At 58.8% G+C, this 15,982-nt stretch carries 16 protein-coding genes; 9 read left to right on the forward strand and 7 right to left on the reverse strand.

Going from position 1 to position 15,982, the window contains the following annotated elements:
* Positions 1-62: 62 nt before the first annotated feature.
* The 5 genes from ACEPLT_RS08845 to xthA all read right to left on the reverse strand — a co-directional run bounded on the left by ACEPLT_RS08845 (position 63) and on the right by xthA (position 4,857).
* On the reverse strand, positions 63-683 hold the full coding sequence (locus tag ACEPLT_RS08845; protein WP_059364688.1) for an ATP-binding cassette domain-containing protein: 621 nt from the start codon (positions 681-683) through the stop codon (positions 63-65).
* On the reverse strand, positions 683-2,212 hold the full coding sequence (locus tag ACEPLT_RS08850; protein WP_447088366.1) for a thiamine ABC transporter permease: 1,530 nt from the start codon (positions 2,210-2,212) through the stop codon (positions 683-685). The genes ACEPLT_RS08845 and ACEPLT_RS08850 overlap by 1 nt, the downstream gene beginning before the upstream one ends.
* Positions 2,185-3,345, reverse strand: a complete 1,161-nt coding sequence (locus ACEPLT_RS08855) for an ABC transporter substrate-binding protein (protein WP_416172896.1) — start codon at positions 3,343-3,345, stop codon at positions 2,185-2,187. The genes ACEPLT_RS08850 and ACEPLT_RS08855 overlap by 28 nt, the downstream gene beginning before the upstream one ends.
* Before the next feature lie 15 nt (positions 3,346-3,360).
* On the reverse strand, positions 3,361-3,981 hold the full coding sequence (locus ACEPLT_RS08860; protein WP_227009863.1) for a TVP38/TMEM64 family protein: 621 nt from the start codon (positions 3,979-3,981) through the stop codon (positions 3,361-3,363).
* Between the two features lie 69 nt (positions 3,982-4,050).
* Positions 4,051-4,857 carry an exodeoxyribonuclease III gene (gene xthA / locus ACEPLT_RS08865; RefSeq protein WP_008500688.1) on the reverse strand — a complete coding sequence of 269 codons (807 nt, stop codon included), beginning with the start codon at positions 4,855-4,857 and terminating at the stop codon, positions 4,051-4,053.
* 433 nt (positions 4,858-5,290) lie between these two features.
* Between xthA and astC the strand changes: the two genes are divergently transcribed.
* The 7 genes from astC to ves all read left to right on the forward strand — a co-directional run bounded on the left by astC (position 5,291) and on the right by ves (position 13,001).
* The gene (astC, locus tag ACEPLT_RS08870; protein ID WP_447088367.1) at positions 5,291-6,511 is read left to right on the forward strand and encodes a succinylornithine/acetylornithine transaminase; all 1,221 of its coding nucleotides are present in this window, start codon (positions 5,291-5,293) and stop codon (positions 6,509-6,511) included.
* Positions 6,508-7,542, forward strand: a complete 1,035-nt coding sequence (astA, locus tag ACEPLT_RS08875; protein ID WP_008500686.1) for an arginine N-succinyltransferase — start codon at positions 6,508-6,510, stop codon at positions 7,540-7,542. Before astC ends, astA begins: the two co-directional genes overlap by 4 nt.
* Positions 7,539-9,026, forward strand: a complete 1,488-nt coding sequence (astD, locus tag ACEPLT_RS08880; RefSeq protein ID WP_021241066.1) for a succinylglutamate-semialdehyde dehydrogenase — start codon at positions 7,539-7,541, stop codon at positions 9,024-9,026. The genes astA and astD overlap by 4 nt, the downstream gene beginning before the upstream one ends.
* Complete coding sequence (gene astB, locus ACEPLT_RS08885; RefSeq protein WP_232928418.1) at positions 9,013-10,338, forward strand: N-succinylarginine dihydrolase; 1,326 nt, start codon at positions 9,013-9,015, stop codon at positions 10,336-10,338. The genes astD and astB overlap by 14 nt, the downstream gene beginning before the upstream one ends.
* Before the next feature lie 10 nt (positions 10,339-10,348).
* Complete coding sequence (gene astE / locus ACEPLT_RS08890) at positions 10,349-11,314, forward strand: succinylglutamate desuccinylase (protein WP_008500683.1); 966 nt, start codon at positions 10,349-10,351, stop codon at positions 11,312-11,314.
* Positions 11,315-11,652: 338 nt separating this feature from the next.
* Positions 11,653-12,147 (forward strand): ATP-independent periplasmic protein-refolding chaperone Spy, encoded by a 495-nt coding sequence (gene spy / locus ACEPLT_RS08895; RefSeq protein WP_008500682.1) that lies wholly within the window; start codon positions 11,653-11,655, stop codon positions 12,145-12,147.
* 296 nt (positions 12,148-12,443) lie between these two features.
* Positions 12,444-13,001: an environmental stress-induced protein Ves gene (gene ves, locus ACEPLT_RS08900; RefSeq protein WP_021241069.1), complete on the forward strand. Its 558-nt coding sequence runs from the start codon at positions 12,444-12,446 to the stop codon at positions 12,999-13,001.
* On the opposite strand, the gene cho is transcribed toward ves, so the two are convergent.
* Both cho and nadE read right to left on the reverse strand, forming a co-directional pair.
* Positions 12,979-13,857, reverse strand: a complete 879-nt coding sequence (gene cho, locus ACEPLT_RS08905) for an excinuclease Cho (RefSeq protein WP_025911692.1) — start codon at positions 13,855-13,857, stop codon at positions 12,979-12,981. The genes ves and cho overlap by 23 nt on opposite strands.
* Positions 13,858-13,972: 115 nt before the next feature.
* Entirely contained in the window at positions 13,973-14,797 is an 825-nt protein-coding gene (nadE, locus tag ACEPLT_RS08910) for an ammonia-dependent NAD(+) synthetase (protein WP_008500678.1), read from the reverse strand.
* 221 nt (positions 14,798-15,018) lie between these two features.
* Between nadE and osmE the strand changes: the two genes are divergently transcribed.
* Both osmE and chbB read left to right on the forward strand, forming a co-directional pair.
* On the forward strand, positions 15,019-15,360 hold the full coding sequence (gene osmE, locus ACEPLT_RS08915; protein ID WP_008500677.1) for an osmotically-inducible lipoprotein OsmE: 342 nt from the start codon (positions 15,019-15,021) through the stop codon (positions 15,358-15,360).
* Between the two features lie 284 nt (positions 15,361-15,644).
* Positions 15,645-15,962, forward strand: a complete 318-nt coding sequence (chbB, locus tag ACEPLT_RS08920; protein WP_008500676.1) for a PTS N,N'-diacetylchitobiose transporter subunit IIB — start codon at positions 15,645-15,647, stop codon at positions 15,960-15,962.
* Positions 15,963-15,982 lie beyond the last annotated feature (20 nt).

Raw genomic sequence — 15,982 nt, forward strand, 5'->3', positions numbered from 1 at the left:
ACGTCAGTAAAAGAGGGGGGCATTGTCGTCTCTCCCGAAACGGAAAACATTGCGTTAGCACATTATTGCCAGCGAGAAATCTCAATCAGCTCGCCGCCGGGTGGAATATCGTCCTCATCGTGCGTGACCAGCACCGCCGGAATATTGCGCGCGCGGACGGCGTCAAATACCCATGCCCGAAACGTGGCCCGTAACGCTTTATCGAGGCGGCTGAACGGTTCATCCAGCAGCAGCGCCTGCGGCTCCGCGAGCAGGGCCCGCAGCAGGCTGACCCGGGCACGCTCCCCGCCGGAGAGGGTGGCTGGATCGCTGGCGTAATGGCCGCTCAGCCCGGCGGAATCCAGCGCCTGCGCGACCGCCTCCCGACGCGCGCGTCCGGCGATGCGCTCAGGCAGCGCCAGCAGCAAATTTTGCCCGACGCTGAACTGATCGAACAGCAGCGCGTCCTGAAAGAGAATACCCATCCCGCGGGACTCCACGGGAAGCGCGTCGCAGCGACGCGCGTCGAGCCACAGTTCGCCACGCGCCTGGAAATCGTCTGACAGCGCGCCGACCATCCAGGCAAAAAGGGTCGACTTTCCGCTGCCGGACGGCCCCATCAGGGTGACGATCTCCCCGCGGGGCACGCAAAAACTGACCTCGCGGAAAAGCGGTTCGATGGTGAGATTTTTTACCTTCAGCATTAACGTAACCCTTGTCGGTAGCGGCCCGCGAGCCGGGATAGCAGGGCGGCAAGACCAAATACCGTGCCCGTGACCAGCAGTAATCCCAGCGCCCGGTTAGCGAGAATCGGGATGCTGCCCCCGCTGCTGAGCGCCACGGTTTCGGTGGTCAGCGTGGCGAAACGCCCCGCGCCCAGCCACAGCGTCGGCATATATTGCGCCATGCTGACGGAAAAGCCGGTGGCAAAGGCCAGTAGCGCAGGGCGCACCAGCAGCGGGCATTTCAGCAGTAAAAAGATTTTTGTCCGCCGCCAGCCGAGCGTTCTGGCGGTGAGGATAAGCCGGGGATCGATCCGGCGCCAGGCGGGTTGCAGCACCAGCAGCATCCACGGCAATACCCACAGGAGGTGGCTCCAGAGCACGGCGGCGTAGTGCCCGTCGACGCCCAGGTGCAACGCAATCGCATACTGGCCGGTGACGAGCGGGAGGGCCGGAAGGGCGAGCGGTAACCATACCCACAGCGTGCCGCGCTGCGGGCCCCACTCCAGCCAGAGTAACCCGACGACCAGGGCAATCAGGGCTGAAAGCAGACCGAAGGAAAGGCTGGTTCCCACCGGGCCAACGTCATCCCGTTGCGCCAGCATCAGCAGTACCGCGGCGCACAGGACGCCGCACGCGGGCAGAAACCCGCTCAGTGCCCGCTCAGGCAGGACGCGCTGCGACCGGGGACGCGTTCCGGTGAGGTCCGCAAGTGTGCGAACCCATGCCTTCCAGAGTCCGTATCCCAGAGCGGCAAGCGCGGCCAGCAGCAGAAGGAGAAGCAGGCACAGCAGCGTCCCTTTTGCCTGCTGCTGCGCGTCGCCCTGGCTTAACCACTGCCAGGCCAGCACGGCCAGGGTAGGCGGGTTGCCGGGCCCGAGAACGATCGCCACGTCCACGACCGACAGCGACCATGCCAGCACCGCCAGCATGACTGCCCCGAGGACGGGCGCGATAGCTGGCAGAATCAGCCAGCTCAGCGTCTGAAATCGCCCGTAGCCGAGCGTCTGCAGGACGATCTTCTGCTGCGTGAGCCGTTTTTCCGGCAGTACGGCATAAATCGCCCACAGGACAAACGCGCTCTCTTTGACCGCAAGCGTCAGCCCCAGCCCGGCGCCGTAGCGGTCAAACGGCGGCGAACAGACGGTGCAGACCTGATAAAACAGTCCGCCCTCGGCAAACAGCAGCAACGCGCCGGTGGCGAACGCCACATGGGGGATCGCCAGCAGCCACGGCAGGCGGGTTGTGAGACGTCGCCAGCGTTTCCCGGGCCAGAGAAGGCTGACGAGGAGAAGAGCAATGAACAACGCCCCCAGCGTGGCGATGAGCGTTGAGACCAGCGTGGCGACGGCCGCCTGCGGGAGCTGCGGATCGTTCAGCAGCCGCTGCCAGTTTGTCAGCGAAAACGCCGGGGCAAGCAGCATGGTGCCGGCGGGCAGGATCGGCAGATAAATCACCGCCATCGCCAGCCAGACGAGCCCGCTCAGCGGGTGCCGTAACGACGCAGCCATTCCTGCTCCAGCGCGTTCACCCAGGCGGACTGCGGCTCGGCAAGCACCTTCGGCAGCCCCTGAGGCGTGTGGGCCAGCAGCTGTCTGGCTTCTTCTTCGGGCAGCGTTTTCGCATCCAGCACGCTCGGATCGCCCCAGATGGCCGGGTCAGCTTTGCGGATCTGCGCCTGCGGCGACAGCAGGAAATTGGCGACCATTTTCGCCCCCGCGCTCGCGCTGGCGTTGGCCGGAATCGCCACAAAATGGACGTTGCCGAGCATCCCGCCCTGAAAACCAAAGCTATAGCCGTCGGCGGGCAGTTCGCCGCTCGCCACTTTCTGCTGCGCATGGGCCGGGTTAAAGGTCAGCGACAGATTCAGGCTGCCGCTGGCAAGCAGGGCATCCGTCCGTGCAGGAGAAGGGGGAAAATCTTTCCCTTCGCGCCACAGCAGCGGGTGGAGCGTGTCCAGATAATCCCAGAGCGGGGACGTGACCTCGGCAAAGGTGCTACCGGGGGCCTTTTGCAGCGCCTCCGGGTGAGCGGTTAGCGTCATCAGCAGCTGCTCAAGAAATGCCGTGCCGGTAAAATCGGGCGGGCGAGGATAGCTGATCTTGCCCGGATGCTGCTGCGCGTACGCCAGCAGCGCCTGAGGATCGGTCGGCGGCGTCGGCATGCTGGCTTTGCGGGCGATAAAGGTCAGCTGCGCGCCGCCCCACGGCGATTCCGCGCCGTCTGTGGGGATAGCAAAATCCTCCGTAACGGGCTTGCGGGTATCAACATAGCGCCAGTTGGGCAACGTCTGCGCCCATCCGGTCTCCAGCAGGTTTGCCTCTTTCAGCGTGCGGAAGTTCTCGCCGTTAACCCACAGCAGGTCGACGGAGCCGTTAGTCTTACGTCCCGCGGCGGCTTCGGTCTGAATACGTTTTACCGCGTCGGCAGCATCCGCCAGCGGGACAATTTTAAGGGTAATGGCATAGTGCGTTTGCATCTCGCCGCTGACCCACTCCAGATAGCGGTTGACCGCCGGATCGCCGCCCCAGGCGTTAAACCAGACGGTCTGGCCTTTGGCCTGTTGCTGAATAGCCTGCCAGCCGTCGGCGGCATACAGAGGGGCCGCGAGCAGCAGCCCGGTCAGAAACGCGCAAAAACGCACACGGCGCATAATGCCTCACTTTTTAGCAGACGGGAGATAACGGGAAAACAGCCGGCGGGTGACCAACGGCAATAACCCCAGTAGTGTAAAGGCGAATAGCATGCCCGGCGACAAAATATCGCGCAGCGAGGTCACTTTTCCCAGCTCGCGCCCGGCGTTGAGAAAGACCACCGTCGCGGGCAGCATGGCGACCTGGCTGACCCACCAGTAGCGAAATACTCCCATGCGGGTCAGTCCCATCAGCAAATTCACCAGGAAAAACGGGAACAGCGGCATCAGGCGCAGGGCAAAAAGATAGCCCGCGCCGTCGCGCGCCATGCCGGTATTCACCGTACCCATCTGCCTGGCAAACCGCCGTTGCACCCAGTCGCGCAAAAGATAGCGGCTGGCGAGCATCGCCAGCGTGGCCCCAAGCGTGGAGGCAAACGAGACCAGCACAGTGCCTTCCCACAGGCTAAACAACGTCCCGCCCAGCAGGGTCAGGATCGCCGCGCCGGGGATCGAGAGGGCGGAGACCGCCACATAGACCGCAAAGAAGATCAGCGCGCTGCGCAGCGGCGAGTGGTCGACATAGGAGAGTAATGCCTGCTGGTGCGTTTTAATCCCTTCCAGGGAGAGGGTTCCCGGCGGAAGCATGATAAACGCCAGAATAAAGGCGCCCAGAAGGGCGCACAGGAAGAGCGTTTTTGAAAGGTTCACGCGTCATTACAGCTTGAATTTAGCCCACACTGGCGCGTGGTCAGACGGTTTTTCCATGCTGCGGATGTCGTAGTCGATCCCGGTTTCGATGCAGCGCTCGGCCAGCGGGGAACTGGCCAGCAGAAGATCGATACGCAGGCCGCGGTTGTCGTCAAAGCCTTTAGAGCGATAGTCAAACCAGGAGAAGCGATCCTGCGTTTCCGGGTTGGCATTGCGGAAGGTATCCACCAGGCCCCAGCCCAGCAGGCGCTCCATCCACTCACGCTCTTCCGGCAGGAAGGAGCATTTGCCGGTGCGCAGCCAGCGTTTGCGGTTCTCTTCGCCAATACCGATATCGAGATCCGTCGGGCTGATATTCATGTCGCCCATGATCAGCACCGGATTCTCTTTTTTGAGTTCGGTGGTCAGGTAGTCCTGCAGATCCTGATAAAACTTCGCTTTAGCCGGGAATTTGGTCTCATGGTCACGGCTCTCACCCTGCGGGAAATAGCCGTTGATGACCGTGATATTGCCGATCGCAGAAGGGACTTCCGCCATGATAATGCGACGCTGTGCTTCTTCACCGTCGCCCGGGAAGCCGCGACGCACGGAAACTGGCGGCGCTTTGGTCAGCAGCGCGACGCCATAGTGACCTTTCTGGCCGTGATAAAAGACGTTGTAGCCGAGTTTCGCCACCTCTTCGAGGGGGAACATGTCGTCGTGAACCTTTGTCTCCTGCAGGCCGATCACATCTGGCTGATGTTGCTCAACGATAGCTTCAAGCTGATGAGGGCGGGCACGCAGGCCGTTGATATTAAAAGAGACAAATTTCATAGTCGCTGCCAGTGCAAGGTGAATAGTGCAAGGATGGTAGCAGAATTTGCGTCAACTGTTACCGGGTTCGACCAATAACTGCGACAGATAATGCCGGTGGTGCAATATTTGCACCATTCTGACGCGCTTCGCCCCCAAAGAGGGCGTAAATGGCCGATAAATTTCGCGAGCGATCACAATTCCAGAATTATATTTGGCCTGTGCATACTCTTTCTGATTTTCATGCGGCAAAGCGCCGCTTGTCGTAAAAATATTCACTTTTTATGCAATAATAGTGAATAACTACATGTTGTAACTTATTGATATTCTGTTCTCTCAACCCGTTTATGCATTTTTATCGCTGGCTGGCACGAAGGCTGCAATCTACATTCACAGTGCAAACACTCAATTATTTAACATTCAAATAACCTTTTATTTACCGGATGAGGTCGCTATGTCTCTGTCAATTACGCGTGAAAATTTCGATGAATGGATGATGCCGGTTTACGCTCCGGCGGCTTTTATTCCGGTTCGTGGGGAAGGCTCGCGCCTGTGGGATCAGCAGGGTAAAGAGTATATCGACTTTGCCGGTGGGATTGCGGTGAACGCGCTGGGGCATGCCCACCCGGCGCTGCGTCAGGCGCTCAATGACCAGGCGGCGAAGTTCTGGCATACCGGCAACGGCTTTACCAACGAGCCTGCGCTGCGCCTGGCCAAAAAACTGATCGACGCGACGTTTGCCGAAAAAGTCTTTTTCTGTAACTCGGGGGCGGAAGCCAACGAGGCGGCGCTGAAGCTGGCGCGCAAATATGCGCACGATAAGTTTGGTACCCACAAGAGCGGTATCGTGGCGTTCAAAAATGCCTTCCACGGACGCACGCTCTTTACCGTCAGCGCAGGCGGGCAGCCTTCCTACTCGCAGGATTTCGCACCGCTGCCGCCGGATATCCGTCACGGTATTTATAACGATCTGCAGTCTGCCAGCGAGCTGATTAACGACACCACCTGTGCGGTGATCGTCGAGCCGATGCAGGGTGAGGGTGGCGTGCTTCCGGCGCAAAAGGAATTCCTGCAGGGGCTGCGCGAGCTGTGCGATCGTCATAACGCGGTGCTGATTTTCGACGAAGTGCAGACCGGCGTGGGTCGCACCGGCGAGCTGTATGCCTATATGCACTACGGCGTCACGCCGGACGTGCTGTCGACCGCCAAAGCGCTGGGCGGCGGCTTCCCGATTGGCGCAACGCTGACCACCGATAAATTCGCCAGCGTGATGACCGTCGGCACCCACGGCACCACCTACGGCGGCAACCCGCTGGCCACCGCCGTTGCCGGACAGGTGCTCGACATCATTAATACCCCTGAGGTGCTGAAGGGCGTTAAGCAGCGCCACGACTGGTTTGTTGAGCGCCTGAATGCCATCAACGGCAAGGTTGGCCTGTTTAAAGAAATTCGTGGCCTGGGGCTGTTAATCGGCTGCGAGCTCACCGCTGAGTTTGCCGGAAAAGCTAAACTTATTTCACAGGAAGCGGCAAAAGTCGGCGTGATGGTGCTGATTGCCGGTGCCAACGTCGTGCGTTTTGCTCCCGCGCTGATTGTCAGCGAGGAAGAGGTGCAAACCGGTCTGGACCGCTTTGCGCTGGGGTGTGAAAAGGTGAAATCCGGGGTGTCATCATGATGGTCATCCGTCCCGTTGAGCGCGGCGATCTCGCCGGGCTCATGCAGCTTGCCGGTAAGACGGGAGGCGGGCTGACCTCGCTTCCTGCCGATGAAAAAACGCTGTCGGCGCGCATTGAGCGCGCCCTTCAAACCTGGCAGGGGACGTTGCCAAAAAGCGAACAGGGGTATGTGTTCGTGCTGGAAGACACCGACACGGGGACCGTGGCCGGGATCTGCGCCATCGAAGTGGCCGTCGGGCTTAACGACCCGTGGTACAACTACCGCGTCGGCACCATGGTTCATGCCTCGAAAGAGCTGAACGTCTATAACGCGCTGCCGACGCTGTTCCTCTGCAACGACCACACGGGCGCCAGCGAGCTTTGCACGCTGTTCCTCGACCCGGCGTGGCGCAAGGAGGGCAACGGCTATCTGCTCTCCAAATCGCGCTTTATGTTTATGGCCGCCTTCCGCGATCGCTTTAACGAAAAGGTGGTTGCGGAGATGCGCGGCGTGATCGACGACACCGGCTATTCACCGTTCTGGGAGAGCCTGGGCGAGCGCTTCTTCTCGATGGAGTTCAGCCGGGCGGACTATCTCTGCGGCACGGGTCAGAAAGCCTTTATTGCCGAACTGATGCCGAAGCATCCTATCTATACCCATTTCCTCAGCCCGGAAGCGCAGGCGGTGATCGGCGAAGTGCATCCGCAAACCGCGCCTGCCCGCGCGGTGCTGGAGAAAGAGGGCTTCCGCTACCGTAACTATGTCGACATCTTTGACGGTGGGCCTACGCTTGAGTGCGATATCGACCGCGTACGCGCGATCCGTAAGAGCCGGCTGGTTGAGGTCTCTGAAGGCCAGCCCGCGCCGGGCGACTGGCCGGCATGCCTGGTGGCAAACGAAAATTACGCCAACTTCCGCGCGATGCTGGTGCGGACCAACCCGAAATGTGAACGTCTGGTGCTGACGGCTGCAGAACTGGATGCCCTGAAATGTAACGCCGGCGATAAGGTTCGCCTGGTGCGTCTCTGCCCTGAGGAGAAAACAGCATGACATTATGGATTAACGGTGACTGGGTCACGGGCGAAGGCGAACAGCGCGTAAAGACCAATCCGGTAGGAAAAGAGGTGCTCTGGAAGGGGAACGACGCCAGCGCCGCGCAGGTGGAACAGGCCTGCCATGCCGCTCGCCGCGCGTTCCCGGCGTGGGCAAAACAGCCTTTCGCCGTGCGCCAGGCGCTTGTTGAAAAGTTTGCCGGGCTGCTGGAGGCAAATAAGGCCGAACTGACGCGCATCATCGCGTCTGAAACCAGTAAACCGCGCTGGGAAGCGGCAACCGAAGTGACAGCGATGATCAACAAAGTCGCCATTTCGGTGAAGGCGTACCACACCCGCACCGGCGAACAGCACACCGAGATGCCGGACGGCGCGGCCACGCTGCGCCACCGTCCGCACGGCGTGCTGGCAGTGTTTGGTCCGTACAACTTCCCGGGACATCTGCCGAATGGCCACATTGTGCCCGCGCTGCTGGCGGGCAATACCGTCATCTTCAAACCGAGCGAGCTTACGCCGTTAACCGGCGAGGCGGTGGTGAAGCTGTGGGAACAGGCTGGCCTGCCGCCGGGCGTGCTGAACCTGGTGCAGGGCGGACGCGAAACCGGCCAGGCGCTGAGCGCGCTGAGCGATATCGACGGCCTGCTGTTTACCGGCAGCGCCGGGACGGGCTATCAGCTGCATCGCCAGCTGGCGGGGCAGCCGGAAAAAATCCTTGCTCTCGAGATGGGCGGCAACAACCCGCTGATTGTGGAAGACCCGGATGATATTGACGCCGCGGTGCACCTGACGATTCAGTCCGCCTTTATTACCGCCGGACAGCGCTGCACCTGCGCCCGCCGCCTGCTGGTGAAACGGGGCGCGCAGGGGGATGCGTTCCTCAAACGTCTGGTTGAGGTGAGCGCGCGTCTGGTGCCAGCCGCGTGGGATGCCGATCCGCAGCCGTTTATCGGCGGGCTGATTTCCGAACAGGCCGCGCTGAACGTGCTGAAGGCCTGGCAGGACCACGTTGCGCGCGGCGCGAAAACCCTGCTCGAGCCGAAACAGGTTCAGCCGGGTGCCTCGCTCCTGACGCCGGGCATCGTTGAGATGAGCGGCGCGAGCAACGTGCCGGATGAAGAGGTCTTTGGCCCGCTGCTGTGCGTCTGGCGCTATGACGATTTTGACGACGCCATCGCAATGGCCAATAACACCCGCTACGGTCTGTCGAGCGGGCTGATTTCGCCGCATCGCGAGAAGTTTGACCAACTGCTGCTGGAAGCGCGCGCCGGGATTGTGAACTGGAATAAACCGCTGACCGGGGCCGCGAGCACCGCGCCGTTCGGCGGCGTGGGCGCGTCGGGGAACCATCGCGCCAGCGCGTGGTATGCCGCCGATTACTGTGCCTGGCCGATGGCGAGCCTGGAAACCCCGGCGCTGACGCTGCCGGAGACGCTTAATCCGGGGCTGGACTTTACCGGAGGGGATCGTCATGAAAGCGCGTGAAGTCAACTTTGACGGGCTGGTGGGGCTGACGCACCACTACGCCGGTCTCTCTTTTGGTAATGAAGCCTCCACGAAGCACCGTTTTCAGGTTTCCAACCCGAAGCTGGCGGCGAAGCAGGGGCTGCTTAAGATGAAAGCGCTGGCGGATGCCGGTTTCCCGCAGGCGGTGATCCCGCCGCAGGAGCGTCCGAACGTGGCGGTGCTGCGTCAGCTCGGCTTTAGCGGCACCGATGAGCAGGTGGTCGAAAAAGCGGGGACGCAGACGCCGCATCTGCTCTCGGCGGCAAGCTCCGCCTCTTCGATGTGGGTCGCCAACGCGGCAACCGTCGCGCCGTCAGCCGATACGCTGGATGGCAAAGTCCACCTGACGGTGGCGAACCTGAATAACAAGTTTCACCGCGCCACCGAAGCGGAAACCACCGAGCGCGTGCTGCGCGCCATTTTCAACCAGGATGCCCATTTCGCGGTGCATCAGGCCCTGCCGCAGGTGGCGATGTTTGGCGACGAAGGCGCGGCCAACCATAACCGCCTGGGGGGCGATTATGGCGAGCCGGGTGTGCAGCTGTTTATTTACGGGCGAGAAGAGGGGGGCCACGTCGCGCCAACCCGTTATCCTGCCCGTCAGACGCTGGCGGCCAGCCAGGCGGTTGCCCGCCTGAACCAGGTGAATCCTTCCCAGGTGATTTTTGCCCAGCAGAACCCGCATGTGATCGACCAGGGCGTGTTCCACAACGACGTGATTGCCGTTTCTAACCGCCAGGTGCTGTTCTGCCACGAGCAGGCGTTTGCCCATCAGGAAAAGCTGCTCGCCACGCTGCATGAGCGCGTGCACGGCTTCACGCCTGTCCAGGTGCCAACGGAGGCGGTGAGCGTGCAGGACGCGGTTGAAACGTATCTGTTCAATAGCCAGCTGCTCAGCCGCGATGACGGCAGCATGATGCTGGTCCTGCCGCAGGAGTCCCGGGATCATCAGGGCGTATGGCGCTACCTGACCGAGCTGGTGAAGGCGGATAACCCGATTGACGAACTGCGCGTGTTTGACCTGCGTGAAAGCATGGCCAATGGCGGTGGTCCAGCCTGTTTACGTCTGCGCGTGGTCTTGACTCAGGACGAAATGCAGGCGGTTAACCCGGCGGTCATGATGAACGATACGCTCTTTACGCGCCTGAATGACTGGGTCGATCGCTACTATCGCGACCGGCTAACGCAGGCCGATCTGGTTGACCCGCAGCTTCTGCGCGAAGGTCGCGAGGCGCTGGACGCGTTGTCGACAATCCTGCAGCTGGGATCGGTTTATCCGTTCCAGCGCTAAAGGAGTGGGTATGGAAAATTTACTGGCGCTGACCCTGGCCGATGAAACGCCGGAACAGAAAGAGGGGGATGGCCCCTCATTTCGCTGGCGGTGGCTGGGGCGCGGGGTGCTTGAGCTGACGCCGACCGCAAAGAGCGATCTCTCGCTGCTGCTTTCAACGGGCATTCACGGGAATGAAACGGCGCCCGTTGAGATTGTCGATCTGCTGCTGCGCGCGCTGTATCGCAATGAAATTGCCCTGAAGTGCCGCGTGCTGGTGGTGCTCGGCAATCCCCCTGCGCTGGCGCAAAATAAACGGTATCTGGTGAGCGACATTAACCGCATGTTCGGCGGGCGCTGGTCGCAGTTTCCGCAAAGTGACGAAACGGCGCGGGCAGCGTGGCTGGAGAACGTGGTGACCGCGTTCTTTGCCGCTGCGGGGCCCGTGCGCTGGCATCTGGATCTGCATACGGCCATCCGCGCGTCCTACCATGTCCGCTTCGGCGTGCTGCCGCAGCGCAATCAGCCGTGGGAGGAAGATTTCCTGAGCTGGCTGGGAGATGCCGGGCTGGAGGCGCTGGTGTTTCACCAGTCGCCGGGCGGAACCTTTACGCACTTCACCTGTGAGCACTTTGGTGCGTTGTCCTGTACGCTGGAGCTGGGGAAAGCGCTGCCGTTTGGGCAAAACGATCTCACCCGCTTTGCGCCAACGCATCTCGCCCTGCGGGCGCTGCTGGGCGGGTCGGCTCCCGAGCATACGCACCAGACCGTTGAGCGTTACCGGGTCGTGCAGCAGATCACGCGCCGCAGCGATGCCTTCCTGCTCCACATGGCCGCACACACCCTCAACTTCACCCCGTTCCGCAAAGGGGCGCTGCTGGCCGAGGACGGCGAGGAACGTTACGAGGTGCAGAAAACCACCGAGTATGTTTTATTCCCTAACCCAACCGTCGCGTTTGGCCTGCGTGCCGGGCTGATGCTGGAAAAAATATCCTGAACCTTTCCCCTCTCATCATCCGGGAGGGGAAGTTAAATACCTTTTCTTAGCAATTAAAGCGCGTGAACGTGTTTTGCAGAATATTCCTGGTGAATTGCTTTATTATTCACCTTCACTCCGTTATACTTTTGCTAAATCGCTTTAAAATCATCGCATTGAATATTTTTGGTTGCAATTCTCCACGCTTTATCCTTATTTCCTCCACATTTGGCGAAAATTTGTTTTTTACACTTTCATTGTTTTACCGTTGCTCTGACTAATTGACGATAAACCCCGTAAAGTTAATCTCGTCAACACGGCATAGCGCCGAAGAATAACTGAAAGAAAGGAAATAAATTATGCGTAAGTTTACTGCACTGTTTGTTGCTTCTACCCTGGCTCTGGGCGCTACCAGCATGGCGTTCGCCGCAGATACTGCGACCACCACCGCTGCCGCGCCTGCTGAAGGCAAAATGATGATGCATCATAAAGGCCCGGGTATGCACAACGAGATGATGATGTTTAAGGATCTCAACCTGACGGATGCGCAGAAACAGCAGATCCGCGATATCCGGAAGAGCGAACGCGACCAGATGAAACGTCCGCCGCTGGAAGAGCGTCGTGCCATGCATGACATCATCGCCAGCGACAGCTTCGACAAGGCGAAAGCCGAAGCGCAGATCGACAAAATGGCCGAGCAGCACAAAGCCCGCATGCTGGCTCACCTGGAAACCCAGAACAAGATCTACAACATTCTGACCCCGGAACAGAAAAAACAATTTAATGCGAATTTTGAGAAGCGTCTGACAGAACGTCCGGCGATGGAAGGTAAAATGCCAGCACCAACCGAATAATCGGTTCACTCTCTTAAGACCGCCGGGATCCTGTCCACAAAAGCGCAATCGCTGTGGACAGGACCGGCGGTTTTTCTTTCCTGCCCTCTTGTCTGCCGCCGCCAGCGCGGTATGCTCCTGTAGTCGCATCAGAGAATGTTTGTAGAGTCATGGCGTTAGAATTTTTATTAACGTTCCGCTAAGGCCTGCCCGCTCTGCTGCCGATACTGTGTTGTGAATACCTAACGATAACAAACAAGACAGCAACGATAGCAATATCCTTGCCCTGGCACGGGTTGTGCCATTCAGGAGTGGTGATGGAGTTCTTTGATATCCGTAAGATGCCGGTCAGCCTCTGGCGCAATGGTGCGGGTGAAACGCGTGAGATTTGTTGTTTCCCTCCCGCAACGCGCGATTTTCACTGGCGCGCCAGTATCGCGACTATCGCCAGCAACGGCGAATTTTCCTCTTTTCCCGGCGTCGATCGGGTAATTACCTTGTTGGAAGGCGGGGAGGTGACGCTGGATGCGGGCCAGGCGTTCTTCCATACCCTGAAGCACCATCAGCCCTACAGCTTTGCCGGCGACCTGCCGGTGAAAGCGCTGCTGTCCGATGGGCGGATGGCAATGGACTTCAACATCATGACCCGTCGCGACTGCTGCCGGGCGAAGGTGCGCGTGGCTGACCGTACCTTTACCACCTTTGGCACACGCGGGGGCGTGGTGTTTGTGTTAAGCGGGGCGTGGCAGCTGGGTGATAAATTGCTGACGGCCGATCAGGGCGCCAGCTGGGAGGAGGGTACCCATACGCTGCGTCTGCTGGAGGCTCAAGGTACCTTATTGTTCAGCGAAATCACGTGGCTGCCAGGCCATTGAGCTCAATGATTTCAAACTTACCGGCCAGCACAGGTTTACAGAGAATTTTGTAGCCATCGTGGTCAAATCCAGCGGGCGTGCGCAGCAGGGTTGCCGCGTCGTTGATATCGTCGACAGCGCCCAGCCAGAGCCAGTTATTGACGATGTGATATTGGGTCATCGCGTCACCCACTTCTTTTAGCGCAACGGCGCTTTCCCAGGGCCAGCACTTCACGCTGATGGCCGCCAGACCGGCGAGGAGCCGGGCGTGGTGCGCCTCAACGCTCTCTTTCCCACAGCAGGCACCGGCACAGCGCTTCAGCGCGGATCGGAAACAGGCGCGTCCACGCGTGGTCGCCTCCAGGCCCAAAAGGCTGTAGCAAAGCTGGAGCTCGTCCGCGAGCGTCTGCAGCGCCTGGAGTGCGGCTCTTTTATTGGCGAACAGCCCATAGAGATTCGGGGCATGAGAAAAATCGACGTCGCGCGCGTAGACGACCTGCGGCTTGCCTTCGTTGATCTGCAGGGAGCAGAGCTGACGGTTGCGGCGCAGGCGCTTGTTGAACAGCGGCTGCTGCTCTTTAATCAAACGCGCTTCCAGCAATAGCGCACCCATTTCTCCTGCCGTCTGGAACCAGGTAATGCGTCGCGACTGGCGCAGCATGGCGGCCTCGTCCGGGGTACGCAGATGGGATAACACCCGACTGCGAATGTTAACGCTCTTGCCGATGTAAAGCGGCAGCGTGTCGCTTTCACCGTGAAAGATATATACGCCCGGCTGTTTAGGCAGTGCCTCAAGCCAGGGGCGAAGGTGCTCGGGATATTCGTAGATAGCCGCCGCTTCAAACTCAAGACGCGGGGCGGATTGACGCCTGCTCACATACTGCTCCATATACTGTTCAGGCATACAGTGTAGCAGAGAGGGTTTGGTTAAAAAAGAGCCGGGTGGCGGCGACGCCTTACCCGGCCTACAAAACGGGGTTACCGTTTTGCGTTTATTTCCAGAAGTCGTCAAACACCGTAATTGGCGTGTGGCGCTTGTGCTCGGTTTTCAGATACCAGCCTTCGATGATCTTTGCGGTGCCTTCATCCAGCTTTTTGCCTTCCAGATAATCATCAATGTTGTCGTAGGTGACGCCAAGAGCCGCTTCATCCGGCAGGGAAGGGCGATCGTCTTCAAGGTCCGCTGTCGGCGCTTTCTTATACAGATGCTCAGGGCAGCCCAGCGCGGCCAGCAGCTGCTTACCCTGACGCTTGTTCAGGCGGAAGATCGGGTTGATGTCGGTGCCGCCGTCGCCATATTTGGTGAAGAAACCGGTGATCGCTTCCGCCGCATGGTCGGTGCCGACCACGACGCCTTTGGTCATCCCGGCGATGCTGTACTGCGCTTTCATGCGCTCGCGTGCCTTTTCATTGCCGCGAACGAAATCGCTCAGCTCAATGCCCGCTTCGCGTAACGCCTGCTCGCTTGCCAGCACCGAGCCTTTAATATTCACGGTCAGCACGCGGTCAGGCTGAATGAAGGCGATTGCATCCTGGCAATCCTGCTCGTCTGCCTGTACGCCGTAAGGAAGGCGCACAGCGATAAACTGCAGCGTCTCATCGCCCGTCTCTTCGCGGAGCTCTGAAATTGCCATCTGGCAGAGCTTACCGGTCAGAGTTGAATCCTGGCCGCCGCTGATGCCCAGCACCAGAGATTTCAGGAAAGAGTTCTTCTTTAAATACGCTTTTAAAAAATCCACGCTGCGGCGGATCTCTTCATTTGCATCTACCGCAGGCTTCGCGCCCAGCGCCTGGATAATCTCTTGTTGCAGAGTCATCACGCTCTCCATAAACAGAATGTCTTAACTGTTAAAACTAACCCTTTGGACGTAAAACGACAAGGATCACAGTTTCGAGTGCGCTAATTTGCGCCGTTTTAGCAGGTTATCGTTGTTTTATTAGAATTTTCCGAAATTCGTCTGGCGTAACGCACAAAGTTGAACAATAGTACTTTTTATCCCATGCTTAGATAACACGCTGATAAACAAGAGGACGGAATATGAACAAGAACGTAGCAGGAATTCTTAGCGCAGCGGCGGTACTGACTATGCTGGCAGGGTGTACGGCTTACGATCGCACCAAGGATCAGTTTACGCAGCCCGTAGTAAAAGATGTCAAAAAAGGGATGACCCGTTCGCAGGTCGCTGCGATTGCCGGTAAACCTTCTTCCGAAGTTACCATGATTCATGCGAAAGGGACCTGCCAGACCTACATCCTGGGTCAACGTGATGGTAAGGCAGAAACCTACTTTGTCGCCCTGGATGATACCGGTCATGTGATCAACTCCGGCTATCAGACCTGTGCTGAATACGACACTGACCCGCAGGCACCTAAGGCGTAGTCACCCTGCTTGCCTAAGGATGTTAACAAACCGGCCCTGAGGCCGGTTTTTTTATGCATCGGAAAATCTTATTTCTTTTCGCGAATTATTTGCCCGAAATGTGAGGGTAGTCAACAAGCCAGGTCAATGAGAGACAATTTGAGTCTGTTCAGAATTATCCCCTGTCTGTACCATTGCGTATACTCACTCCAACGATAAACAACAGTACGCAAACTACCTGTCTGCCGGGACAGCGAGTCGAGTGAGAACGCGACGGCAGGTAGTCATACAAGAGGGAAATTACGATGGAAAAGAAACATATCTACCTGTTCTGCTCAGCGGGCATGTCAACCTCGCTTCTGGTGTCAAAGATGCGTGCGCAGGCTGAAAAGTATGAAGTCCCTGTGGTGATCGAAGCGTTCCCGGAAACGCTGGCGGGCGAAAAAGGTCAGACAGCCGATGTTGTTTTACTGGGACCGCAAATTGCCTATATGTTGCCCGAAATTCAACGACTGTTACCCAATAAACCGGTCGAAGTGATCGACTCGGGGCTGTACGGCAAGATTGATGGTTTAGGTGTTCTTAAAGCTGCTGTGGCAGCGATTAAAAAAGCTGCTAATTAATTTTTATTTTTCCCGTCAAA

The sequence above is a fragment of the Enterobacter sp. fkY84-1 genome (genome assembly GCF_052974705.1).

Excerpts from the sequence above, each read along its gene's own strand:
- ACEPLT_RS08845 (WP_059364688.1), bottom strand. The coding sequence starts at position 683 with ATGCTGAAGGTAAAAAATCTCACCATCGAACCGCTTTTCCGCGAGGTC.
- ACEPLT_RS08850 (WP_447088366.1), bottom strand. The coding sequence starts at position 2,212 with ATGGCTGCGTCGTTACGGCACCCGCTGAGCGGGCTCGTCTGGCTGGCG.
- ACEPLT_RS08860 (WP_227009863.1), bottom strand. The coding sequence starts at position 3,981 with ATGCTTCCGCCGGGAACCCTCTCCCTGGAAGGGATTAAAACGCACCAG.
- xthA (WP_008500688.1), bottom strand. The coding sequence starts at position 4,857 with ATGAAATTTGTCTCTTTTAATATCAACGGCCTGCGTGCCCGCCCTCAT.
- astC (WP_447088367.1), top strand. The coding sequence starts at position 5,291 with ATGTCTCTGTCAATTACGCGTGAAAATTTCGATGAATGGATGATGCCG.
- astA (WP_008500686.1), top strand. The coding sequence starts at position 6,508 with ATGATGGTCATCCGTCCCGTTGAGCGCGGCGATCTCGCCGGGCTCATG.
- astD (WP_021241066.1), top strand. The coding sequence starts at position 7,539 with ATGACATTATGGATTAACGGTGACTGGGTCACGGGCGAAGGCGAACAG.
- astB (WP_232928418.1), top strand. The coding sequence starts at position 9,013 with ATGAAAGCGCGTGAAGTCAACTTTGACGGGCTGGTGGGGCTGACGCAC.
- astE (WP_008500683.1), top strand. The coding sequence starts at position 10,349 with ATGGAAAATTTACTGGCGCTGACCCTGGCCGATGAAACGCCGGAACAG.
- spy (WP_008500682.1), top strand. The coding sequence starts at position 11,653 with ATGCGTAAGTTTACTGCACTGTTTGTTGCTTCTACCCTGGCTCTGGGC.
- ves (WP_021241069.1), top strand. The coding sequence starts at position 12,444 with ATGGAGTTCTTTGATATCCGTAAGATGCCGGTCAGCCTCTGGCGCAAT.
- nadE (WP_008500678.1), bottom strand. The coding sequence starts at position 14,797 with ATGACTCTGCAACAAGAGATTATCCAGGCGCTGGGCGCGAAGCCTGCG.
- osmE (WP_008500677.1), top strand. The coding sequence starts at position 15,019 with ATGAACAAGAACGTAGCAGGAATTCTTAGCGCAGCGGCGGTACTGACT.
- chbB (WP_008500676.1), top strand. The coding sequence starts at position 15,645 with ATGGAAAAGAAACATATCTACCTGTTCTGCTCAGCGGGCATGTCAACC.